The organism is Acinetobacter sp. ANC 3882 (assembly GCF_022549545.1).
GTDB lineage: Bacteria > Pseudomonadota > Gammaproteobacteria > Pseudomonadales > Moraxellaceae > Acinetobacter.
The window spans coordinates 214238-239133 of the sequence record NZ_JAKZGB010000002.1 but is presented as its reverse complement, the minus strand read 5'-3'; the positions used below and the strand labels follow the sequence as shown (position 1 = coordinate 239133).

The window sequence follows — 24896 nt, the reverse complement described above, 5'->3', positions numbered from 1 at the left end:
CCCCACCTATAGCGGGGTCAATACAGGGGGAGGATTTAATTCTGATAAATGCGGGGACTGGTATGAGTTGGACCAGTAATATTTGGGTTCTGCTTCATGCGTCCGCAAAATGGGTTCATTCAACTGTTGCTGTGCTTCGGTCACGACCACATGGAAACAAGAAGGCAAATGATCATGGTGATCTTGCAAACTTAATGGCATCGGTAAATCAGAAGCGTATTGATCAACCACTTTTGAATGTTTCTCAGAAACTTGTGCATTTTCAGGGACGTGATGCCCGAAATGATTCAAAGCGCTGTACTCACCCGACTTTTCATGCGCGCAATAAGCCGCTGCCACATTCCAGAAACTTTGGAACATGAACAAACTCAGCAAGACGGTCACAAAAATCGTTGAGCGTTGCAACAGCACACCCTTACAGTAAATTGCACAAAGGCACTATAGCAGGCTATGCCAATGTAATAAAATTACAAAACTTTTTTGTTCAAATTTCCTTCTGATTTAAAACAGTTTTTTCTGCTGAAAATATGTTTTCTCAGTGTTAAAGCATTAGTTATAGATAGAATTCCATCATCACCCTATTCATCATGTGCTATACCAAACTTTAAAAAAATCTATAAATTGGTATCTTCGTACACAAATAGAACAATATCCGTGAAGAAAAAACTTATATTAAAAACATAATAATGAAAAACTTAGCTTAAGGAGTTGCATGATGAATATTGCAAATATCAAACAGCGGTTGCATTCCTATTGTTCTGGTTTTATTGAACAGAACAGCCTGTCCGATTCCGAAATAGAAATTCATAAAGCCGAATTTTTTAAAACATTGGCCTACCATGAGCATGAACAGGACTCTCATCCATTCGTTTCGTCAAATGACCGTAACGCCGTTTGGTATTTCTTGCGTGCAGCCCTCCGCGGTAATGCAGATGCCTCATTTAAGCTAGGCCAAAGTTATTTAGATGGAGACTTGGGCTTAGATAAAGATTATAAAAAAGCACAATACTGGCTTGAACGCGCAGTTCATCAAGGGCATCCTGAAGCGAAAGACTATTTATATACAGCGTTCAGTGAATTGGCTTTTTCATAAACACAAAAAAAACCAGCTCGAAAGCTGGTTTTTTTATTGACAGAAATTAACCTGTAATCTTTTTATATTTAGAACGTTTTGCAACCGCTGCATCACCCAAACGTGACTGACGGTAAGCTTCATATTCTGCATAGTTGCCTTCGTAGAACTCAGGTTGTTCATTTTCAAATGACAAAATGTGAGTCGCGATACGGTCAAGGAACCAACGGTCATGCGATACCACCATAACGGTACCTGGGAATACAAGAATTGCATCCTCCAGTGCACGTAAAGTTTCGATATCCAAGTCGTTTGATGGCTCATCCAGTAAGATAACGTTTGCTCCTAACTGTAAGATTTTCGCAAGTTGTAAACGGTTACGTTCACCACCAGACAATTCACCTACACGTTTTTGCTGATCTTGACCTTTGAAGTTAAAGCGACCGATATAAGCACGTGATGCGATTTCGTATTCGCCGATTTTTAGGATATCTAAACCGCCAGAAACTTCTTCCCAGACAGTTTTATTGTTATCCAACGTATCGCGGATCTGACCTACATAAGCCACTTTAACTGACTCACCTAGCGTTACAGTACCTGTATCTGGTTGCTGTTCACCCGTCATCATACGGAACAGTGTGGTTTTACCCGCACCGTTAGGACCCACAATACCGACAATCGCTGTAGGCGGGATGGTAAAGGTTAAATCCTTATAAAGCAGACGACCATCAAATGATTTGCTGATGCCTTCAACTTCTACAACTTTATTGCCTAGGCGCGGGCCAGGTGGAATATAAATTTCAGAAGTTTCATTACGTTGTTGGAACTCACGTGAGTTAAGTTCTTCAAAACGTTCCATACGTGCTTTGTTTTTCTTTTGCTGACCTTTGGCATTTGAACGAACCCATTCAAGCTCTTTTTTCAATGCCTTAGCAAAAGATTCTTCTTGCTTGTTTTCTTGCTCTAGACGCGCATTCTTTTGTTCCAACCAAGAGGTATAGTTGCCTTGGTAAGGAATACCCATGCCACGGTCAAGTTCAAGAATCCACTCAGCCACGTTATCCAAGAAATAACGGTCATGCGTAATCGCAACGATCGTGCCTGGGAAATCTTTCAAGAAACGCTCTAACCAAGATACTGATTCAGCATCTAAATGGTTCGTCGGTTCATCAAGAAGCAACATATCTGGCTTCGAAAGCAATAAACGACACAACGCAACGCGACGGCGTTCACCACCTGAAAGAAGTGATACATCTGCATCCCAAGCTGGAAGATTCAATGCATCAGCAGCAATTTCAAGCTGGTTATTCAGGTTATGTGCATCCCAAGCATGGATGATTGATTCTAATTTTTCCTGCTCTTTTGCAAGCGCATCAAAATCTGCATCAGGCTCAGCATATTCAGCAAAAACTTGATCTAGACGCGCTAAAGCATCAAGTGCTTCACGTACACCATCTTCAACGTTACCACGAACGTCTTTGGTTGGATCTAATGGCGGTTCTTGTTCTAAGTAGCCGATTTTGATTCCTGGTTGTGCACGAGCTTCACCTGAGAAATCTTTATCTACGCCAGCCATAATACGGAGTAAGGTTGACTTACCAGCACCGTTCAAACCAAGCACACCAATTTTTGCACCTGGGAAAAATGATAAAGAGATGTCTTTCAAGATTTCGCGCTTAGGCGGAACCATTTTCGACACTCGATTCATCGTATAAATATATTGGGCCACGCAGGACTCCTCAAGAAAAACGAATACATCGCAAAATAGCGAATAAAATAATCGGCGTATTATACGCTGAAAACCCAATTGACTTGAAGTTAAGATGACATTTGTTTGTCTGGATCAAAGGATTTTCTTTTGCAAGACATTACAGGCTTGAATTATTTGCTCATTTTCAAAAAATAATTACGCCCATTCAAGACTCGCTATATCACTAAAATCACTATCAAGCGCAAAAATTATGCACCATTTTGGATAAAATATACGCTAGACTCGATCAATATTTAACACACGTAGATGATGTAATCATGACCTATAAAGATGAAACACTAGCCATTCATGCGGGATATTCACCAGAAGCAACCACCAAAGCAGTGGCGGTACCCATCTATCAAACCACTTCTTATGCCTTTGATAATACGCAACATGGTGCAGATTTGTTTGATCTCAAAGTTCAAGGGAATATCTATACCCGAATTATGAATCCAACCACTGCCGTACTTGAGCAGCGTATTACTGCACTGGAAGGTGGCATTGGGGCACTGTCTTTAGCCTCAGGCATGGCAGCAATTACCTATGCCATTCAAACCATTGCCGAAGCAGGTGACAATATCGCGTCAGTGTCTACCTTATACGGCGGAACTTATAATTTATTTGCCCATACACTGCCAAAACAAGGCATCGAAGTGCGTTTCTTTGATTATCAAAATCCTGACGCATTACGCCAAATTATTGATGATAAAACCAAGCTGGTGTTTGTTGAGTCGATTGGCAACCCTCTAGGTAATATCATCGACCTTGAGGCGATTGCCAAGATTGCACATGAATACGGCGTCCCTGTGATTGTCGATAATACCGTAGCGACACCTGCCCTATTGAAGCCATTTGAATTTGGTGCGGATATTGTGGTGCACTCTCTGACCAAATATATCGGTGGGCATGGCAACAGTATTGGTGGCGTGATTGTTGATAGCGGCAAATTTCCTTGGGGCAAATACCCTGAACGCTTTAAAGCATTAAATACCCCTGATCCAAGTTATCATGGCGTTAATTATGTCGAAGTATTGGGTGAAGCCGCTTTTATTGCACGCGCACGTGTAGTGCCGTTGCGTAACACGGGTGCTGCAATCAGCCCATTGAGCGTATTCCTAATCTTGCAAGGTCTCGAAACTTTGAATCTGCGGATGGAACGTCATACTGAAAATGCCATCAAAGTTGCCGAATATTTAAAACAACATGCAAAAGTGAAGTGGGTGAATTATGCAGGTCTAAAAGACCATCCACAGCATCATTTGGCACAAAAGTATGTGAAAGGTAAACCTTCTGCCATCCTTTCCTTTGGTGTTCAGGATGGTTTGGCAGGTGGTACCCGCTTTATTGATGCATTACAGCTATTTACTCGTCTGGTGAATATCGGAGATGCCAAAAGTCTGGCTTGCCATCCAGCCACGACGACGCACCGCCAGCTCAATGCAGAGGAGCTCAAATCAGCAGGCGTCAGTGAGGACTTAGTCCGTTTATCTATTGGGATTGAGCATGTTGATGATCTGATTGCTGACCTCGAACAGGCCCTCGCTCAGGTTTAATTTTAATGAAATCAATAAGCCCCGATTTAGGGGCTTATTTTTTGTGCAAAACCTAAAAAATATAATTGCTTTTTCAACTATTACAATATCTTGTTTTAGAGTTTTTACTCTAAAAAATACATTATTTTTCAAAGATTTACACTAGACAAACAAAAAATATCGGTTAATATTACACCAAAATAAAGTGTAGTGTTTAATCGTAATAAGAAGGCATTGCAAACAACAGCGTGATTAATGTAGGTAACTTACATGAATGCAAAACTCAAAAAACTTTTTCAGCAAAAAGTCGACGGTAAAACAATCATTGTCACTGGTGCATCAAGTGGTATTGGTTTAACGGTTTCAAAATACCTTGCGCAAGCAGGTGCACATGTCCTCTTACTTGCCCGTACTAAGGAGAAGTTAGATGAGGTCAAAGCTGAGATCGAGGCTGAAGGTGGAAAAGCGACAGTATTTCCATGTGATCTCAATGATATGGAATCGATTGACGCAGTTTCAAAAGAAATCTTAGCGGCAGTGGATCACATTGATATTCTTGTGAACAACGCAGGACGCTCAATCCGTCGCGCGGTACATGAATCTGTTGATCGTTTCCATGACTTCGAACGTACGATGCAGTTAAATTACTTTGGTGCAGTACGTTTAGTACTGAATATTTTACCGCACATGATGCAACGTAAAGACGGCCAAATCATTAACATTAGCTCGATTGGTGTTCTTGCCAATGCAACCCGCTTTTCTGCGTATGTTGCGTCTAAGGCTGCGCTGGATGCATTTAGTCGTTGTTTATCTGCGGAAGTACATTCACACAAAATTGCGATTACTTCAATTTATATGCCTTTAGTGCGTACCCCAATGATCGCACCAACCAAGATTTATAAATATGTGCCAACGCTTTCACCAGAAGAAGCAGCCGATTTAATTGCCTATGCAATTGTGAAACGTCCGAAAAAGATTGCAACCAATTTAGGTCGACTTGCTTCGATTACCTATGCGATTGCACCTGACGTCAACAACATTTTAATGTCGATTGGTTTCAACTTATTCCCAAGCTCTACAGCATCTGTCGGTGAGCAAGAGAAATTGAACATTATGCAACGTGCTTATGCGCGTTTGTTCCCAGGTGAACACTGGTAATCGTCTACGATGATTCAAAAAGCAGCCACTCAACAGATTGGCTGCTTTTTTATGCATCAGTAATTTAAGCGCCTGTATTTTGATTCATCCAATCGGTTGTTTTACAAATCGCTGTTTCTAAGTTTCCTGTCGAAATCTGCCAACGTTGTTGAAATTGGGTCATGACCGTTCGATCCAGCTGTTCAGTTCTCAGGAAATTCAGCATTTCGCTGGACATTTCTAATTTCTTCGCCAACCATTGCCATTTTAAAATAAACCTCAACATCCCGATCGGTACATGTCTTGTTGGGGCACGTACCTGTAATTGCTCTGCAATCAACCGTGTCAATTGATGTAAAGCCAGATTATTTTCACTCACCACCAACATCGCTTGATTCGACAATGCTCTATCAATCGAAGCATTGACCATGATCCGACATAGATCATCGACACGAACCAATGGTAGATAATGCTGAGCCGTTGCTGGGATGGCGCTCATTTTTCCTCGCTTGAGCAAATCAATCATTTGTGCGATTGGCTGATTTATCGGAATTTCACCCGACACATCATCGCCAACAACAGTTGCAGGATGGATAATGGTCCAGTCTACCGATAACTGTTGTGCCTGTTGTATCCATTCAAAATGTGCTTCGATCTTAGATGCTTCATAAGCCCCCAAGTGTTGATACACAGATTGCCACTCAGTACGATCAGGTTGTTCAAGGCAGATCCCTGCTTGCTGTAAATGACTCGTGATCGTCAACATATAACCCGAAACATGTAGCGCACGCTTTAAAGCACAATGTTGATGAACACAATTCAATAAATTCAGTGTTCCCTCCACATTCACAGCCCGTGCTTGCTGGCTACTCAAGTTCCATGCAAAGAGTGCACTACTATTATATAGAGTATTCACTGTGCTTAATTTTTCCCAATCTTGTTCACTGATGGCAAGATTGGGCTGTGTCACATCACCCTGAATAAAAGTCAGTTGATCCAGAGCGACTTGTTGTTGATTAAGCCAATCTGTAAGTATGGCTTTTTGCTCATCCTTCTGACGCAGTAATGCAAAAACCTGATGCCCCTGCCGTAGCAATTCAGCAATCAGATAGCGTCCAATAAATCCTGTCGCACCAGCGACCATCGCCACTTGCTTGTCTTGCTGTGCTGTTAGATGTTGAGTTTCCATCTCGATTACCCTTTTTATTGAATGTAGGCACAGGCTAAAGGATGGAGTACACTCAATGGTCAAGTGTTTTTTAGCGCTTTCAAGAATAATAAGGAGGATCACCATGTTAATTGGACAGTTGGCCAAACAGACTGATTTAAGCAGGGACACCATTCGTTTCTATGAAAAAATGCAGCTGATTCAATCCATCACCTGCAATAATGGCTATAAAGATTATTCAGAACAAACACTGCAACAATTACAACTGATTCGTACCGCGAAAAATTTGGGGTTCTCACTCAATGAGATTAAACAGATTTTAGCGATGACAGCACTGGATGAAATTCCTGCCGCACAAGTACAAAGCATTTTTCAAGACAAGTTAGATTTAATAGATGAGAAGATTGCCCAACTTCATCAAATCAAAACCATGTTAAGCAAATTTACTCAGGGTGAAGCCTGCCCTTTAAGAAAAGATTGTCCGATTCCAGACCTAAATTAACTGCTTTTCAATTCATTAAAATATCAGCATTGACCATTCTGACATTTCTGATCTCTCTCAAAGGCTTAGCTAAAACCCGTCTGATTCTCCTCATATAAAAATCTATTCATAAAAAGCATACAAAATAGTGCCATTTTCATCCTTTTTTAGCGGTATATAACATTCTGTAAAGATTCAGTTACAGAATCTTGCTTGGTTGAAAAGGAACAGATATGAGTCAGACATATAGCAAGGAAGAAAGAAGAAGTCGCATTAAAGGTATTGTTGGTGCGGCATCAGGGAATTTAGTTGAATGGTTCGATTTCTATATTTATGCCGTTTTTGCTGCCTATTTTACCCACGCATTGACCGCTCCAGATATGGACCCAACTACCAAAGCCATTTATGTGTGGGGGGTGTTTGGGGCCAGCTTTTTTATGCGCCCAATCGGTAGTTGGCTATTCGGACGGATTGCTGACCGTCAGGGTCGTAAGCAGTCCATGGTCATTTCGATCTGTTTAATGGCACTCAGTTCATTTTTATTTGCAGCCTTACCGACTTATGATCAAGTCGGCATGTGGGCACCATTTTTACTGCTCATGGTTCGGTTATTACAAGGCTTATCTGTCGGGGGTGAGTACGGTGCTGTTGCGACCTATATGAGTGAGCTGGGTTTAAAAGGTCAGCGAGGCTTCTTTGCATCATTTCAGTACGTCACCCTTTCGGGTGGTCAATTACTTGCCAGTTTACTCGGGGTAATCTTGCTTGGCTTTATGACCGAACAGCAACTCAATGATGGCGGCTGGCGTATTCCTTTCGTGATCGGTGGTATTGCTGCATTATTGTCTTTACTGGCACGTAGTCGTTTAGAAGAAACCTTGTCCCATGAGGATGCTGACCGTGAAGAATCAGGTAGTTTAGTTGCACTGCTTAAACAGCATTGGAAAACCTTTTTATTGGTTGTTGGTTATACCTCAGCAGGTTCACTGACCTTCTATGTCGTCACTGTTTACTCTAAAACCTATCTCACCAATATTGGCATGGATGGCAAAACGGTCGGCTTTATCATGACCACTGCGCTATTCGTATTTATGCTGGCACAACCTTTGTTTGGTATGTTGTCAGATCGTATTGGTCGTCGTGCATCCATGTTGGCATTCAGTTTACTCAGTGCGATCTTTATTTATCCCGTCATGGTGACAGGCATGCGCAGCTTTGCTGACTCCCCTGTTATTATCACGCTTCTACTGATTTTCTTGATGATGTTGCTGAGCTTCTATACCTCAATCAGTGGTCTCGTCAAAGCTGAAATGTTCCCACCACATGTCCGTGCTTTGGGTGTCGGCTTTTCTTATGCTGTCGGTAATGCCTTATTTGGCGGTTCTGCACCATCGGTGGCGTTATTATTTAAAGATGCAGGCATTGAAAATACCTTCTTCGTATACGTGATTGTCATGCTGATTATCTGTTTCTTATGTAGTTTGGCCTTACCGAAAAAGCCTGAATACTTGGAACATGACCATTAAATATATTCTGTCGTGAACAAGAACCACTTTTGTCAAAGCAAAGGTGGTTTTTTTATTTGGGGGTTGATTCCAAATAAGGATTCAGATTTACCAAATGCCTAAATCCACTCTGCACCACCATGGCGGTACGGGATCGAGGACGTTGCATCGCTTCTTGTTGAGTAAATTCAATTATGATTCGATTAAAATCGAGCCGAGGATATTTTTGCTGTAATTGCTGCCTAAATTGTTTTGAAAACTCAAAACCACGACTTCCAATCACATCACAACTGGCCGCCTGTTGCAGCAAATGTGCTTCAACGCCTTCTTTCAATGCCACATGAGGATTCATATGCATACTGATCACATCAAAAAGTTGATCGGCTCGTGCTGGTTGCCACCCCTGCTCGAGTGACCAATCTCTTGCAGCATAAGCCCCCTGTCCCGCAAAACAACGACAATGTGGTTCATGCTGATAATGCGGTGCAGTCATTCCCAAATCATGCAATAAACACGACACCGCCAACAGCTCATCATCACGCTGAAGATCTTGCATCTTGGCAAAAGCAACTGCGTAACACCATGTGCGGAGACAATGGTTTTGCAAGGCATCCGAACTACAAGATTGCATTTGCTCTAATGCCTGCCGTACGTCTGAACTGTCAGGCAATCTAAGATCATCCAGACTCAAGTCGTGCTGAACAAGCGGCCCGTTACGATTCGCCAAACTGTACATTTTTATACTTTGTTTTAGTACAGGCAACAGGCTATGACTCAATAGCGCCATACGATCCTTTAAGGATAAATCACCTGAAGTTTGTCTCATCCAAGCTTGTCGACCAATTTGCATTTTCACTTTCCCTATCAAAATTAGAGTAATTACTCTAATTTAATTTTTACTTGAATGAACCGCGAAAGTCAAAAGGATTACGATTGGCTTTTTGGGTTTTACCTCTCTCTTTTAGACCAGATAAAAATCATTTTTTCACACACTTATCACATAATTTAAAAGGAGCTTGAGTCGAATTTTTATCTAAAATTAAACATTTTGTTCATTTAATCGGCTTTTTGCGTAGTTTTTATTCTTATTTTTAAGAATTAATTAAGTTTTTATGCATAATGGACGGCGCTTCATTTTTTAATTTTTGGTGTATTTTTAACACTTTTCCAATGACAAGAGGTTACAACTTAAGGGAGTAAATAATGCTGACGCTGATCGGTATTCTAATTATTGTGACGATTGTCGTGCTGCTGATGTCTGGTAAAACCAGTCCAATTGTAGCGATGTCGATTGTTCCTCTTATTGGCGCCCTCATTGCTGGTTTTTCGATTAGCGAGATTTCTGGCTTCTTTGAAGCTGGTCTAGCCAAAGTGACCAAAGTAGCGACGATGTTTTTATTCGCTATTTTATTTTTCAGTATATTAAAAGAATTACATGTCTTTGACCCAATGATTAAACGCATGGTTCAAATGACGCGCGGCAATGTTGTGATTGTTGCGGTCATGACCACTGTGATTGCCGCAATTGTGCATCTGGATGGTTCAGGTGCTGCAACCTTTCTGATTATTATTCCAGCCTTATTGCCACTCTACCGTAAACTCGGGATGAGTCCTTATCTGATGTTATTGCTGATGGCAGGTAGTATGGGCGTGATGAATATGGTGCCGTGGGGCGGACCTTTGGGCCGTGCTTCAGCCGCGACAGGGTTGGATGCTGCCACACTCTGGCATAGCCTGATTCCCGTTCAAGTGATTGGTGTGGCAGGAATGATGGTGTTTGCCGTATTCATGGGATTACGTGAGAAAAAACGGATTCTCGCAGCTCAAGCTTTCGGTACCACCCCATTTGAACAAGGCTGTATGGCCAAGGACCTTGCCGAAGATATCCAAGAAGATGCTCAACCCAAAAACCTGTGGTTTAACTTGGGGTTGATCGTTGCAGCGATCATTTGCTTGGCGTTTGGTCTATTCTCTGCGCCTTATGTGTTTATGATCGCCCTTGCACTGGTGTTGATCATCAATTTCCCTCAACCAAAAACACAGATTGAAGTGATTGGTCGTCATGCACCGCAAGCATTAAGTATGGTTGCGATTATTTTTGCTGCGGGCGCATTTCTTGGGATTCTCTCTGAATCCGGCATGTTGCAATCGATTGCCTTGGATTTAATCAAAATTCTACCCAGCACATGGATCGGCAGTTTACATATTCTGGTCGGGATCTTAGGTGTACCGATGGACATTTTTACCAGTACCGATGCTTATTACTTTGCGCTGTTACCGATCGTGCAGGAAGTTACTGCAACGGCTGGTGTCAATGCTGACTCGGTGGTGTATGCCATGGCAATTGGCAATAATGCAGGAACTTTTGTGAGTCCATTCTCGCCTGCAACTTGGCTTGCAGTCGGACTGACAGGCACCGATATGGGACGCCATTTGCGCTATTCTTTCGGTTGGATCTGGTTATTCAGCTTCTTCACCTTAGGTGCTGGCTTCTTACTTGGTCTTTATTAATCCTTTCCACAATAAAAAAGCATACTCAGGTATGCTTTTTTATTGGTTTGAATGCTGCGCTTAGCCTCAGAAAATCACGCTTTTATTTTAAAGTTTGGTTTTTAAGAGTTCATCCAGCCAATCTATAAAATCTTGAAAATACTTGGGTCGATACTGACGGTCAGTCAGTAAAATATTGACTGGTAACTGCATACTCGGGATGTCAGCAAATAAACGCTGTAACTGCCCGTGTTGCACATAAGGTGCTGCATCAAATTCAGGAATTTGAATAATGCCAATACCCGCTAAACCTGCCTGAATATAGGCTTCGGTGTTTTCAATCAATAAGCGATACGGCATTTTGATCCGATGCGCTTGAAAAGCCAATTCACTCATCTCTCGATAATGTTTAGCCACATGATAATCGACCGCAAAATGTTGTTGTAGCTCCTCAAAACGCTGAGGTTCACCAAACTCAGCCAAATATTGTGGGGCCGCCACAGTCCATATCTCGGTCTGGGTAATGGGACGAATCAACAGATATTCATCCTGAACTTGTCCCACGCGTACCACACAATCCAGCTGTTGCTCGATCAAATTAGAAAAGTCATCACTACCATTCACCAGCACTTTTACTTTGGGGTAACGTTGGTAAAACGCGGATAGATGAGGAATCAGAACTTGTGTTGCCAAACGTTTTGGCATACCAATACTGATCTTGCCCTCCTGACTACGCACATGGGTTTTGAAACGATTCAGCTCCTTGAGCTGTGCCACCAACCGCATGGCTTCATCATAGAACAAACTGCCTTCATGAGTTAAAGACACCTTTCGCGTGGTTCGATAAAACAAGAGCACTTCATATTCTTTTTCAAGTGACTGAATCGCATATGTGACATTGGAACGCGGCAGCCCCAGTTGCACTGCGGCTTGTGCAAAAGACTGTTTCTCTGCAACCAAACAGAAGATCTTTAAACGATCAATCTTATCCATTTTTATTGTTCAACTTTCTTGCACAATCAGTTCAATACTAACAACTATTTCAAACAAATAAATTCAATTAGCATGATTTTCATGCAAAACAAGACGAGGATAAATCAATGTCAAAGCATGATCTAAAAGGAAAAACCGTATTGATTACGGGTGGTGCTAAAAACTTAGGTGGTTTGATCTCACGTAAATTCGCTGAACAAGGTGCCAATTTACTCATTCATTATAATAGTTCAGCGACACAAGTAGATGCGGAAGAAACCTTAAAAGCAGTTCAACAACTTGGGGCAAAAGCCATACTCGTTCAAGCAGATTTATCTCACATTGAAAATATTGAAGCACTCTTTGTCAAAGCCAAAGAGGAATTTGGCGGTGTTGATATTGCGATTAATACGGTTGGGCGCGTACTAAAAAAACCATTCTTAAACACCACCGAACAAGAGTTTGATGGTATGAATGACATCAACAATAAAATTGCCTACTTCTTTATTCAATCAGCGGGTTGGCATCTCAATCCAAATGGAAAAATCTGTACCATCGTCACCAGTCTACTGGCTGCCTATACAGGTCTCTATTCAACCTATGAAGGTTTAAAAGCACCTGTTGAGCACTATACGCGTGCGGCATCAAAAGAATTTGGTGAGCGCGGTATCTCGGTCACTGCTGTTGCACCTGGGCCAATGGATACACCTTTCTTTTATGGACAAGAATCGCCAGAAGCGGTGGCTTATCATAAATCAGCATCGGCTTTAGGCGGTCTTACCCAAATTGAAGATATTGAACCACTGGTCCGCTTTCTGGTCACAGAGGGTTGGTGGATTACCGGACAAACCATTTTCGCCAATGGCGGCTATACCACACGTTAATGTGTGTTGAGTAATAAGCTTGGGATGGTTTCTATCCCAAGCTGGTTTAATTTAACCCATAGACCAAGGCATAAAAACAAGCCAGACTCAGGATAATAGTCAGCAAGGTATGTTTGACTTTATAGGCAAGCACAACGGTGATGATCGTGGCAAGGAAATATGGATTCAATAAAGTCGAACGGAATGCACCTTGCTCATCCATAAAGACAATCGGTGTCGCAATCGCAGTCAGCAAACACGGCGCAGAATATTGCAATGACTGCTGAAACCATTTCGGTAATCGCAACGGAATATTCGGTTCCAGCAAAATATAGCGATTCATAAACACCACTAAAGCCAAAATAATCAGAAGAAACCAAGTCATGCTGCACGCTCCCGAAGATTCTGTAAGCAGGTCGCTGTCAACATGCCGATTACACCAGCCAAAATGGCTGCACTCTTAATCCCTAAGCTCAAGAAAACCAAGGTTAACAGCACAGATACCAACACACCGACCAAGGTGTTTATATTTTTAATAAAGGGAATAACAATCGCGATAAAGGTCGCAACAATCGAAAAGTCTAAATGATATTGATCTAAATTTGGCACTGAAGCCGCCAATAATACGCCACATAAACTAAACAGCACCCAGCACAGATAAAAACAACTGCCAGCCCCAAGTAAATAGTAAATATAGTGCTGCTGTTTTTTAATGCTTACAGCAAACAATTCATCGGTGAGCAAAAAACCCAGCATCAATCGATGTTTCAGCGGTTGCTTGGAAATATCCTCACGTAAATACAGCGCATATAAATAATGCTGCGTGGTAATCAGAAATACCGAAATGATGATGGTTAAGGCAGGTGTTCCAGCCATCACTAAACCCAAGGTCATCAATTGCGCCGCACCAGCAAAAACCAAAGCCGACATGCCAATCGCTTGTAGCGTGGTCAGTCCCGCCTGTATCGCCATGGAGCCCGCAAGCAAACCCCACGGTAGAACTGCAAAGCATAGAGGCAATATTTTAATCACACCGTTTAAAAATGCCCGAGATGCGGTCATTGGCGTGTTATCTGTTATGGTCTCACTTAACATCAAAATCACAATTGCTCATAAAAGACACCATCACTATGCCAAAAATTGATAAATGAGAATTGTATAAAATTGCTGTTTTATTTGAGGTAGCTGATATAGCCACCCGGTGTAATACCAAATGTTTGACGGAAATGCCGACTAAAATGACTCTGATCCGAGAATCCACATTGCTGTGAAACCTCAGATAAATTAAGTCCTTGTCTTAACAATTTTTGTGATTTTTGCAGCCGTGCCTGCACCAACCACGCGTGGGGTGCTAGTCCCACATGTTTTTTAAATTGACGTAAAAAATGCCACTGACTCAGATTGGCCATTTCCGCAAGTGCAGCCAATGAGAACTCCTGCTCTGGCATGCTCGCCATCAGCTCTTTAATATTTAAAATTCGCTGCTTGGCATTGCTCAAGTCCGTTGTTTGTGGTTTGACCTGACTATATTTGGACACCAACCATGCAATTGTAGATAAGAATAAAGTTTGTTTTAGCAAGGTGTTGTTGGGCTGTTCCAATAAATCGAAGAGTAATCGAAATTGTTGAGCTAGGCCTTCATCATGGAGTACTGCCTCTCTAAACCACGGCGCAGTGCCATGCACGGTAGTCAAATCACGTGTCAGTTCATTAAATATTTCGGGGGTCGGATAAATTGCACGATAGCGCCATCCTGTTTCTACAGCAGCAGAGCCCGTATGAACCTCATCAGCATTGACCAGAATAATATCGCCTTGTGGTGCAACATGATTGCCACCTGTACGATAAAAGCGTTGCGCGCCCTCTTCGATCACGCCAATGCAAAATCCTTCATGAACATGTCGTGAAAACTCCTGCTGATAGTAACTTGCTTTCAGCATTTCCAGACCACCTAATTCTTCTAGGTGTAAGTAATCGACTTGTTCACGAGGTCTACGCGACATCACGACCTCCTTTGAATTCTTTGCATCATGTCAGGTTAACGCGATTTAGATAGATTTATAGAACAAAATTGCTGTTTGATATATTAAGTTATATAAAACAACTTAGTAGTAATTTATGTTCAAAAATTTAAGTAATAAGAGATAAAAAAATCTTTTTCAGCTTTTGTTCACATTAGATTACTAGGTACAATATGATCAATCTAATTTATCTAACTTGTCTTAAGATTGTGAATACTGTAGAGAGAGAAATTGCCAAACTTTTTACAAGCAACAGCTTAAAAGCGATTGCTTCTGGCAACCTTTCATCTCTTGAAAAAGTAATAAATAACAAAAATTTAAGTTCAAACATAAATATAACCAATTTCTATAATTTATATTCGTCTGCATTTGACTTCTTGGGTCAGAATTATCGAAATGAATATGTCTATAAAAATCTAATTGCTCGCAAAATTTTAAAAAGCAAACATTCACTCCAGTCATCGGTTTTACTTTCGGAATTTAGAGTAGGTCAGAACAAAGCTGATTTAGTCTTACTAAATGGCTGTTCAACGTGTTATGAAATCAAAACAGAATATGATTCATTGAACAGATTAGAAGACCAACTACAGTCATATATTCAATTATTTGAAAAAGTTTATGTCGTTTGCCCCAGCTCCCTACAACCAGATGTAGAAGCTATCATTCCTCATAATGTTGGTATTATTGTTTTGACCGACAACAACACTTTACGGACTATAAAAGAAGCTACATCAAATAATATTTTTGATATTGGTCTTATGATGAAGTCATTAAGAAAAGAAGAATATTTAGATATCGCTGAAAATATATATGGTTTGAAAATAGATGTTCCTAATACTCAAGTTTTTGATCTATGCTTTAAAATTCTAAATAAATCTGATAAAGATGTCATAAACAAATTATTTTTAAAAACTTTAAAGAAACATAGAAAGAATAATATTGAAGCAATAAATATTCTTCCAACCCCTTTGACTAATGCATTGATTAGCTATAAATTCAATAAAAATGATATTAAAACTTTAATTAGCTTTTTCTCGGAGAAAGACCTCAATGTATTATCCAATTTTAAGAGGGAAACTTAACGAACTTTTAGCCCTAAGAGAATTAGCTCCATTACAGCTGAACTACTATACACCAGTCATTGAACCAGTGAAACGAGATATCAAACCATTAGTGAAAGCTGTTGAAATGCTTAATAGTAATGGGATTACTCCTTACATTATCATTAATCCAACTATTGGTGACTATGCCAACTCTCCCCATGAATTATTCAACGAGTTAAATAAAATTGAATCGATAGAATATGAAACTCTTTATTCAATCAATGAGAAAACAGAAAAATATCAAGACTTCTTAGATATAGGTTCATTTGGACTATTTATACAAAAAGGCATTGATCAGAATATTATTGACTTCTCAAAATTATCTAAAATTAATTTCATTCAAAATGACACCAGCCCAAATGTTAAAAGATTAATTAAAAACAAGGTCTTATACGAAGATTTTTTTAGAAAGCAAATAAGAAATGCTGACTATCCTAAAGAATCTCCTTTTTCCTCTCTCCATAGTTATTATTCTGATGAAAATAATATAGGCTTTGCAGATTACACAATAACGGGAGATGAATTTACTGAAGGTGGTGGGCCTGCTTATGTGGTAACCATTCATGTTTCATACATTGATAAAAATAGATTTGATGAACTATTTATTCGGCACTATTCATCGAGAGATGATGGTACACCAACAAATCCTGGTTCAAAATTTAAAGAAGCACTAGATTTACTAATACAAGAATATTTATTGAATGAAATTCCATTTTACAATACTAATGGTCTACAGGAGTTCTATGAACTTCATAAAATTGAACATTTCCCAGGATTAGGACAAGTAAAAAAAATATCCATAAAACATCATATCGAAACTACCACACAGTATCTTAGTGAAAAGGGGTAATGGATGGCTCATAGATGTTGTAGTAACTGTTTTTCAGATAAGTCATTAAAAGCAAAAATAAATGCTATTGGAAGAATACAACGATGTTTTTATTGCAAAACTAATGAAAATAGTTCTATTGATATTGACCAACTCTACCCTCTTATCCAACCACTTATAGAGGTTATCATACAAAATTATCCTGAAACCAATGAAGGCTTAACTATAACCGAAATATTAGACCAAGAATTTAGCCTATTTAATACCAGCAATTGTATTCCTCTAATAAATGATGCTCTTTCAACAAATCAAAATAATTTACTTTTAAAAAGATTTGCACCTGTATCCAAAAATTTACCAAGTGAATGGAAAGAGCTAAAAGAAGAACTCATGCATAACAATCGCTTTTTTCCACAAACTCAACTATATCAAGATGCCTTCTTAGAAAGAGGCAATTTATTTGAAATATTTACAAATGTTATTGAAGATCTCAACTATGAAATTAATACATCTGATGAACTCTTTCGAGCAAGGATATCAGACAAGCCTTTGATTCATAGTGAAATGTTAAAACCACCAATAGAAGTTGTATCTATCGGTCGTGCAAATCCTGATGGTATTTCATATTTATATGTAGCTGAAAATATTGATACCTGTCTATCAGAGGTTAGACCTAGCAATGGACAAACTATTTATATTGCATTATTTAAGCCTATAGTAGATTTTAATGTTCTTGATTTAAGAAATCCAAGAAAAGACATCTCTTTTTTATCTTTAGCCGAAAATGATGACAATGATGATTTTAAAAAATTTCTGAAATTAATAAACTTACTTGAAGAGTTCTCAAAAGAACTTTCTTTACCTGTTTTACCTAATAGATCTAGAATAGATTATATACCCACTCAATTTATTACAGAGTTTTTCAAAAATATTGGTATTCTTAGTGGCTTAATGTTTAATAGCTCTTTTGGTAAAGGTTACAACGTTGTTGTTTTTAATCAAGATTTAATGAGCTGCTTATCAACAGAGATAAAAATATATAAAGTAAAGGGAATAGATTTGCACTATGAATAAAAAATCTTTCAAAAGAAGGTTGATATAAAACAAAATCACACACTCAAAATAAAAGCCTCCGAAGAGGCTTTTATTTATTGGATCAATTACTTAGAACCCTTAATCCCAGCTTGCAATAACAAAGCACCTAAACCACCAATTTTTTGCTCTTGTGGTTTTTCAGTTTTTGGCTTGTTATTCTGCGGACGCTTAAAGTCACCTTCTTTACGCGGTGGACGCTGGCCTTGTGGCTTACGCTCTGAACGTTCCGTACGATCTTGTGGCGCACGTTGTGGACGCGCAGCTTTTGCAGGAGCAGAACCTTCTGCACGCATACTCAAGTTGACACGATTACGTTCCACATCTACCTGCATCACACGCACTTGCACAATTTGACCCGGTTTCACCACTTTATGCGGATCAGAGACAAACTCATTTGCAAGTTCAGAGATATGCACTAAACCATCTTGATGCACACCCACATCGACGAAAGCACCGAAGTTAGTCACATTAGTCACTACACCTTCAAGCTGCATACCCTCAGTGAGTTGAGCAACTTCAGTGATGTCTTCGCGGAACTTCGCTGTACGGAACTCTGGACGTGGATCACGGCCTGGTTTTTCCAATTCAGCTAGAACGTCTTGGATGGTTGGCAAACCGAATTTGTCATCCACAAATTCATCTGCTTTGACTTGGCGAATGATTTCAGTATTACCGATAATGTCTTTTACCGTCGTAGCTTTAGCAGCAACAATTCTTTCTACCAAACCATAACTTTCAGGATGAACTGCAGACGCATCCAATGGCTCAGAACCATCTTGCACACGCAAGAAACCTGCCGACTGCTCAAAAGTACGCTCGCCTAAACGTGGCACTTTTTTCAAAGATTGACGGTTATCAAAACGACCATTTTCTTTACGATATTCAACAATTTGCTGTGCGATTGCTTTATTTAAACCTGCGATATACGCCAGAATCGCTGGAGAAGCAGTATTTACATCCACGCCCACAGCATTCACACAGTCTTCAACCACAGCATCCAATGTTTTTGCCAAACCTGCTTGGTTCACATCATGCTGATATTGACCTACACCGATCGATTTAGGATCAATTTTAACGAGTTCAGCCAACGGATCTTGTAAACGACGAGCAATTGAAACTGCACCACGAATTGAAACATCCAATTCAGGCAACTCCTGTGAAGCCAATTCACTTGCAGAGTAAACCGATGCACCCGCTTCACTGACAGTGATACGTGTAAGTTGCAGATCAGTATTGGCAGACATCATTTCTGCAACAACAGCTTCGGTTTCACGACTTGCTGTTCCGTTACCAATCGCAATAAGTTCCACGTGGAACTCTCGACACAAACGTGCAAGTTCTGTAATAGAACCTTCTTTATCTTCTTTTGGAGCGAATGGATAAATGGTGCTATGCGCAAGAACATCACCAGCATTACTCACTACGGCAAGCTTCACGCCTGTACGGATACCAGGGTCAACACCTAAAGTTGTACGACCACCAGCAGGCGCAGAAAGCAATAAATGACGCAAGTTCTCAGCAAATACATCCATTGCTTCAGCTTCAGCAGCCAAACGTTTATCCGTTAATAATGAATGTTCGATTTGCGGACGAATCTTGCCTAACCAGAATAGCTTTGCCGTTTGCTTTAAATAATCCTGACGCGTTTGTGGTTGAATTTGTTCAAGATTGTATTCAGTTTCAATACGAGCCAATGGAGCATCATCTTCGCCATCAACTTTCAAACCCAATACATTTTCTTGGCGGCCACGCAGCATTGCCAATAAACGATGTGAAGGGACTTTATTAAAGTTTTCAGAGAATTCGAAATAATCACGGAATTTTTTGCCAACTTCTTTTTTCTCTTCAGAAGCAACCGCACTTTTCAACACCGCAGTTTTAGCAAAAGTTTGTTTTAATTCTGTGGTTAACGCAATATTTTGCGCCCAGTCATCAATCAAGATATGCTGAATTGCATCCAGTTGGCTTTCAACATCTGAGTAGTCTTCATGACTAAAACCAGCCAAAGCTTCAGTTGGATCAACTTGATCTGCAATAATTTTTTCAGCAATGATGCCTAAGCCAGCTTCTCTCGCCTTAAATGATTTGCTGGTCCGTTTTGGACGGTATGGAGCATAAATTTCTTCTAATGCGTTTTTAGTCTCAGCTGCATTTACACGCGCCAATAAATCATCGCTTAATTTATCTTGTTCTTGTAAAGATTGGATCACCTTCTCACGACGCTCAAATAAATCACGTAAATATGTTAAACGTGTATCGAGTTGACGTAATTGCGTATCGTCTAAGCCTTGCGTGACTTCTTTACGGTAACGTGCAATAAAAGGAACGCTAGCACCTTCATCAATTAAACGAATAGCAGCTTCTACTTGGTTTGGACGTACGGCAAGTTCATTTGCCAACTGCTGAACTAAGTCAGTCATCGTGATTGATTCCACAAGGGTTAAGTCTAAAAGCACTGATTATAAAGTTCATGGCTATAAAATCCACCATTGTTTTTTTGAATATTGTGCAAGTAGTTTATGCAAATCGCTGAATGTTTCTAAAATACCAAGATTTTTTCGCCTAAATATTGAAAAATAGATTGATTGTCATAATTTTGCCTGTATATATTTGGTATCTATCTCTTGATTTTATTGGCAATATTTGTTGCTTTATAACATAGCCAAAACTGTGCAATGAATCGTATACTCAAAGGTCTATTGATATTTCACAATCGCATTGCATAAAGACGATGACAATAAACGATAAAGGAGCACATCATGAGTTTAGTTGTACCTGCCGAATCGACGGAAACTGTACACCATGAGACAGACCGGGTCGAACGCATCTTAGTGGTCGATGACGATGTGCGCTTGCGTACGCTGTTACAACGCTTTTTAGAAGATAAAGGCTTTGTGGTAAAAACTGCCCATGATGCAACCCAAATGGACCGTTTACTGCAACGTGAATTGTTCTCGCTGATCGTGCTTGATTTTATGCTCCCTGTAGAAGATGGTTTAAGTATCTGTCGTCGTTTACGCCAGTCAAATATCGATACACCCATTATTATGCTGACAGCGCGTGGCAGTGACTCTGATCGTATCGCAGGCCTTGAAGCAGGCGCAGATGATTATTTACCAAAACCATTCAACCCAAATGAATTGTTGGCTCGTATCCGTGCAGTATTGCGTCGCCAAGTGCGTGAAGTACCTGGTGCGCCAAGCCAACAAGTGGAAGTGGTGAGCTTTGGTCCTTGGTCACTCGACCTTTCTACTCGTACCTTAACCCGTGAAGGTCAAGTCGTTACCTTAACCACAGGCGAGTTTGCCGTATTGAAAGCACTGGTTCAGCATCCTCGCGAACCACTGACACGCGATAAATTGATGAATTTGGCGCGTGGCCGTGAATGGGGTGCGATGGAGCGCTCGATTGATGTCCAAGTCTCTCGCCTACGTCGTTTAATTGAAGATAACCCTGCTCGTGCACGCTATATCCAAACGGTATGGGGTGTGGGTTACGTTTTTGTTCCAGATGGTGCTGAATAAGCTTAGGAAATAAAACGTTGAAACTTGAACCAATTGATCCACAAGAATTCACTGAGTTCGCGGCTTATTCCGAAAGGCCACGAACCCAATGGGAACGTTTTTTAGATAAAATTAAACCGCGTTCTGCTGCCATGCGTACGACCATCTTGGTCTTGTTCATGGTATTTTTCAGCCTATTTATGTCCTTGTGGTTCTTTTGGCGCACTCTCTATCTTCCTGAGTTACAGCAACACGCCCGTTATCTCGCGATTGAGTTAGAACTGGTCAATAATCCGGATATCCGTATTCTGCATCGCGACAGTGAGGTCGATGTCGACACTTGGCTAAAAAATCGGATTGGCATTGAATACGTGACCGATCCTAGAGAATTCCCCAAAGTTGAAGACAAATTCTTGGCGGAACTGTTCACCAATCAGATCGAATCTAAACTGGCAAAAGAACTCGGTGTAGAAAACGTCACCGTTTATTTTAAATTTAAACCGATCCCTCGTATCTGGATTCAAACACCAGAGATGAATGGCAACTGGGTGAGAGAGCCACTCAAAACCTATACCAACTACAGCGTAGAGTTGATCGCTGCATGGTTATTTGGGGTTCCAATCGTATCTTCCATCATTATTTTGATTTTGGTTCGACAAATGAACCGACCTTTGCGTCGCCTACAAAATACAGCCAATAATTATAGTAAAACAGGTAAAGCACCCTATCTGGATACCAACCATGGTCCACTCGAAATCCGTCAGGTCAATCAAGCCTTTAACCACATGGTATATACGCTTGAGCAGACCGAACGTGATCGCCAAATTATGTTGGCAGGTATTTCCCATGATTTACGCACACCACTGACACGCATCCGCCTCACCGCAGAAATGCTGCCAGATGAGTTCTTTCGTGAAGGCCTGATCTACGATGTCGATGACATGGATGCGATTCTGAATCAGTTCATCTCCTATATGCGTGATGGTTCAGATGAAGAGCTCACAGACACTAATCTGAATACCCTATTACAAGAAGTGGTGGTACAGTTCAAACCGCTAGATATTCGTTTTCAAGCGCAAGAGCTACCGATCATTCCAGCCCGCAGCTTGTCTTTAAAACGTTTGATTGCCAATTTGGTCAATAATGCCAAGCGCTATGGTGCAGAGCCAATTGAACTCTCTGCCAGCCACGTCGATGACCATATTTTAATTACAGTTGCAGATCATGGTGAAGGCATTCCACCCGATCAAGTGGAAGAGCTGATGCAACCCTTTGTTCGCGGCAACTCCGCTCGCACCATACAAGGGAGTGGGCTTGGACTGGCTATTGTGAAACGTATTGTCGATATTCACCAAGGACAAATCAGCATCCGCAATCGTGAACAAGGTGGTTTGGAAGTGGTGATTTCCCTTCCAATCAATATCGCGCCAGAGGAAGAACCTCAAAATAACGCAATCGACAAAATCAAACAAACCTTGACAGGGCGCTTTTAAAAACTGCGCTTAAGTGTCCAACGCACCCCTCTCTCTTCGACTAAAGTCTTCAATCAGAACACCACCAGACTGAAGACTTTTATTCCGTTGAAGAGCGTCTAAGCATGAAGCAAAATCCAAGACCCAATTTGTTTTTCTGCATGAATTCAATTAAATATCACACAGAAAATCGCCTATCGCATCGCAACTGAATAAAGCGTATTCACCTGTATTAGACCTTAGCCTTATTTCAATCCACTTTTCATGTTTTAGCGATAGAATCCATAACCAATGAAAAGCAATATTGAGAATGGATGATGTCTTTAAGTCGTATTCGCCTTGCGTCGCTGCATGACAAGGTAATGAGTGCAGAGCAGGCAGCTCAGTTTATTAAAAATGATATGACGGTTGGTATGAGCGGTTTTACCCGTGCTGGTGAAGCGAAAGCAGTACCACAAGCATTGGTTGAACAAGCGAAAAAGAATCCGTTAAAAATCACATTAATTACGGGTGCAAGTCTCGGCAATGACTTAGACAAACAATTGACGGAAGCTGGTGTTCTTGCCCGTCGTATGCCATTCCAAGTCGACAATACCTTGCGTCGCGCGATTAACAACGGCGAAGTGATGTTTATCGATCAGCATTTGTCTGAAACTGTTGAGCAGATGCGTAACCAGCAATTGAAACGTCCTGATGTTGCGGTGATCGAAGCCGTAGCGATTACCGAAGATGGTCATATCGTTCCAACCACATCTGTAGGTAACTCGGCAAGTTTTGCCATTTTTGCAGAAAAAGTGATTGTTGAAATCAATACGTCTCTTAGTGAAAACTTCGAAGGTCTACACGATATTTATATCCCAACCTATCGCCCTACGCGTACCCCACTACCTTTAACGCAAGTGGATGATCGTATTGGTTCGACTGCGATTCCAATTGATCCAGCGAAAATTGTGGGTATCGTATTGAATGATACGGCGGATTCTCCATCAACTGTGACCGCACCTGATGCTGAAACTCAAGGCATTGCCAACCACCTGATTAAATTCTTCGAAAAAGAAGTGGCTGAAGGCCGTTTAGCGAAGAATTTAGGGCCGTTGCAAGCAGGTATTGGTTCAATTGCTAATGCTGTTTTAACAGGACTTAAAGATTCGAATTTCGAAGACTTGGTCATGTATTCAGAAGTACTGCAAGACTGTACTTTTGAACTGATTGATGCAGGCAAAATGAAGTTTGCTTCGGGTAGCTCAATCACCTTATCAGCACAGTGTGGCGAGCGCGTTTTTGGTAATCTTGAAAAATACAAAGACAAGTTGGTGTTACGTCCACAAGAAATTTCAAACCATCCTGAAATCGTGCGTCGCCTAGGCATTATCGGGATTAACACTGCGCTTGAGTTCGATATTTACGGCAACGTGAACTCAACCCATGTATGTGGCACCAAAATGATGAATGGTATTGGTGGTTCAGGTGACTTTGCCCGTAACGCACACCTCGCAATCTTCGTAACCAAATCAATTGCCAAAGGCGGTGATATTTCATCGATCGTCCCAATGGTCAGCCATGTCGATCACAATGAACATGACGTGGATATCTTGGTAACAGAAGTTGGTTTGGCTGATTTACGTGGTTTAGCGCCACGTGAACGTGCTCGTGTCATTATCGACAACTGCGTACATCCACTTTATCAAGGTGCGTTAAATGATTACTTCGACCGCGCTTGCGAACGTGGTGGTCATACCCCTCATATTCTTCGTGAAGCATTGTCATGGCATGCCAACTTTGAAGAAACAGGTCATATGTTAGCGCGTGTGGATATTGCTAAATCAGCTTAATCCACCCCTATTCCCCATCAAAAAGCATGCTTCGGCATGCTTTTTTTATTGACTGACTTTTAAACCAC

The 24896-nt window shown here is 40.8% G+C and carries 22 protein-coding genes; 13 read left to right on the top strand and 9 right to left on the bottom strand.

Features of this window, described 5'->3' with window-relative positions:
- Window positions 1–6 precede the first annotated feature (6 nt).
- Complete coding sequence (locus MMO42_RS06265; RefSeq protein WP_241319747.1) at window positions 7–405, bottom strand: cation efflux protein, CzcI-like; 399 nt, start codon at window positions 403–405, stop codon at window positions 7–9.
- Window positions 406–715: 310 nt separating this feature from the next.
- On the opposite strand from MMO42_RS06265, the gene MMO42_RS06260 reads away from it, so the two are divergent.
- Complete coding sequence (locus tag MMO42_RS06260; protein WP_241319916.1) at window positions 716–1093, top strand: sel1 repeat family protein; 378 nt, start codon at window positions 716–718, stop codon at window positions 1091–1093.
- Between the two features lie 46 nt (window positions 1094–1139).
- On the opposite strand, the gene ettA is transcribed toward MMO42_RS06260, so the two are convergent.
- A complete protein-coding gene (gene ettA, locus MMO42_RS06255) occupies window positions 1140–2801 on the bottom strand; it encodes an energy-dependent translational throttle protein EttA (protein WP_005209269.1) in 1662 nt (553 codons plus the stop codon).
- A 299-nt stretch (window positions 2802–3100) separates the two neighbouring features.
- Between ettA and MMO42_RS06250 the strand changes: the two genes are divergently transcribed.
- Together MMO42_RS06250 and MMO42_RS06245 are read left to right on the top strand one after the other, a co-directional pair.
- Window positions 3101–4378, top strand: a complete 1278-nt coding sequence (locus tag MMO42_RS06250; RefSeq protein ID WP_241319746.1) for an aminotransferase class V-fold PLP-dependent enzyme — start codon at window positions 3101–3103, stop codon at window positions 4376–4378.
- A 249-nt stretch (window positions 4379–4627) separates the two neighbouring features.
- Window positions 4628–5515, top strand: coding sequence for an SDR family NAD(P)-dependent oxidoreductase (locus MMO42_RS06245; RefSeq protein ID WP_005297403.1), 888 nt, complete (start codon window positions 4628–4630; stop codon window positions 5513–5515).
- Between the two features lie 64 nt (window positions 5516–5579).
- Here MMO42_RS06245 and MMO42_RS06240 read toward each other — a convergent pair whose 3' ends face one another.
- Entirely contained in the window at window positions 5580–6683 is a 1104-nt protein-coding gene (locus MMO42_RS06240) for an SDR family NAD(P)-dependent oxidoreductase (protein WP_241319745.1), read from the bottom strand.
- Between the two features lie 103 nt (window positions 6684–6786).
- Between MMO42_RS06240 and MMO42_RS06235 the strand changes: the two genes are divergently transcribed.
- Together MMO42_RS06235 and MMO42_RS06230 are read left to right on the top strand one after the other, a co-directional pair.
- On the top strand, window positions 6787–7164 hold the full coding sequence (locus MMO42_RS06235; protein ID WP_241319744.1) for a MerR family transcriptional regulator: 378 nt from the start codon (window positions 6787–6789) through the stop codon (window positions 7162–7164).
- 212 nt (window positions 7165–7376) lie between these two features.
- On the top strand, window positions 7377–8669 hold the full coding sequence (locus MMO42_RS06230) for an MFS transporter (RefSeq protein ID WP_005297407.1): 1293 nt from the start codon (window positions 7377–7379) through the stop codon (window positions 8667–8669).
- A 52-nt stretch (window positions 8670–8721) separates the two neighbouring features.
- Here the strand turns inward: MMO42_RS06230 and MMO42_RS06225 are convergent, their stop codons facing one another.
- Window positions 8722–9498: an HD domain-containing protein gene (locus MMO42_RS06225; protein WP_241319743.1), complete on the bottom strand. Its 777-nt coding sequence runs from the start codon at window positions 9496–9498 to the stop codon at window positions 8722–8724.
- A gap of 353 nt (window positions 9499–9851) precedes the next feature.
- Between MMO42_RS06225 and MMO42_RS06220 the strand changes: the two genes are divergently transcribed.
- The gene (locus MMO42_RS06220) at window positions 9852–11159 is read left to right on the top strand and encodes a citrate:proton symporter (RefSeq protein ID WP_241319742.1); all 1308 of its coding nucleotides are present in this window, start codon (window positions 9852–9854) and stop codon (window positions 11157–11159) included.
- Between the two features lie 87 nt (window positions 11160–11246).
- Here MMO42_RS06220 and MMO42_RS06215 read toward each other — a convergent pair whose 3' ends face one another.
- Entirely contained in the window at window positions 11247–12131 is an 885-nt protein-coding gene (locus MMO42_RS06215) for a LysR family transcriptional regulator (protein WP_241319741.1), read from the bottom strand.
- A gap of 107 nt (window positions 12132–12238) precedes the next feature.
- On the opposite strand from MMO42_RS06215, the gene MMO42_RS06210 reads away from it, so the two are divergent.
- Complete coding sequence (locus tag MMO42_RS06210) at window positions 12239–12994, top strand: SDR family oxidoreductase (protein WP_241319740.1); 756 nt, start codon at window positions 12239–12241, stop codon at window positions 12992–12994.
- A 46-nt stretch (window positions 12995–13040) separates the two neighbouring features.
- Here MMO42_RS06210 and MMO42_RS06205 read toward each other — a convergent pair whose 3' ends face one another.
- The 3 genes from MMO42_RS06205 to MMO42_RS06195 all read right to left on the bottom strand — a co-directional run bounded on the left by MMO42_RS06205 (window position 13041) and on the right by MMO42_RS06195 (window position 14976).
- Entirely contained in the window at window positions 13041–13358 is a 318-nt protein-coding gene (locus tag MMO42_RS06205; RefSeq protein WP_241319739.1) for an AzlD domain-containing protein, read from the bottom strand.
- Window positions 13355–14068, bottom strand: coding sequence for an AzlC family ABC transporter permease (locus MMO42_RS06200; protein WP_005297419.1), 714 nt, complete (start codon window positions 14066–14068; stop codon window positions 13355–13357). Before MMO42_RS06200 ends, MMO42_RS06205 begins: the two co-directional genes overlap by 4 nt.
- 77 nt (window positions 14069–14145) lie before the next feature.
- On the bottom strand, window positions 14146–14976 hold the full coding sequence (locus MMO42_RS06195) for an AraC family transcriptional regulator (RefSeq protein WP_241319738.1): 831 nt from the start codon (window positions 14974–14976) through the stop codon (window positions 14146–14148).
- A gap of 227 nt (window positions 14977–15203) precedes the next feature.
- On the opposite strand from MMO42_RS06195, the gene MMO42_RS06190 reads away from it, so the two are divergent.
- From MMO42_RS06190 to MMO42_RS06180, 3 genes are read left to right on the top strand one after another with little or no spacing between them, the layout of a single operon-like run.
- Window positions 15204–16076: a sce7726 family protein gene (locus MMO42_RS06190; RefSeq protein WP_241319737.1), complete on the top strand. Its 873-nt coding sequence runs from the start codon at window positions 15204–15206 to the stop codon at window positions 16074–16076.
- Window positions 16045–16947 carry a sce7725 family protein gene (locus MMO42_RS06185; protein ID WP_241319736.1) on the top strand — a complete coding sequence of 301 codons (903 nt, stop codon included), beginning with the start codon at window positions 16045–16047 and terminating at the stop codon, window positions 16945–16947. Before MMO42_RS06190 ends, MMO42_RS06185 begins: the two co-directional genes overlap by 32 nt.
- Window positions 16948–16950: 3 nt before the next feature.
- Window positions 16951–18000: an RES family NAD+ phosphorylase gene (locus MMO42_RS06180; protein ID WP_241319735.1), complete on the top strand. Its 1050-nt coding sequence runs from the start codon at window positions 16951–16953 to the stop codon at window positions 17998–18000.
- An 86-nt stretch (window positions 18001–18086) separates the two neighbouring features.
- Here the strand turns inward: MMO42_RS06180 and MMO42_RS06175 are convergent, their stop codons facing one another.
- Complete coding sequence (locus tag MMO42_RS06175) at window positions 18087–20441, bottom strand: Tex family protein (protein ID WP_241319734.1); 2355 nt, start codon at window positions 20439–20441, stop codon at window positions 18087–18089.
- 339 nt (window positions 20442–20780) lie between these two features.
- Here MMO42_RS06175 and ompR point away from each other — a divergent pair, with 339 nt between their 5' ends.
- From ompR to MMO42_RS06160, 3 genes are all read left to right on the top strand, one after another.
- Window positions 20781–21545: a two-component system response regulator OmpR gene (ompR, locus tag MMO42_RS06170; RefSeq protein WP_004657337.1), complete on the top strand. Its 765-nt coding sequence runs from the start codon at window positions 20781–20783 to the stop codon at window positions 21543–21545.
- A 17-nt stretch (window positions 21546–21562) separates the two neighbouring features.
- Window positions 21563–23017, top strand: a complete 1455-nt coding sequence (locus tag MMO42_RS06165) for an ATP-binding protein (protein WP_005297427.1) — start codon at window positions 21563–21565, stop codon at window positions 23015–23017.
- Between the two features lie 296 nt (window positions 23018–23313).
- Entirely contained in the window at window positions 23314–24828 is a 1515-nt protein-coding gene (locus tag MMO42_RS06160; RefSeq protein WP_005297428.1) for an acetyl-CoA hydrolase/transferase family protein, read from the top strand.
- The last annotated feature ends 68 nt before the right edge of the window (window positions 24829–24896 follow it).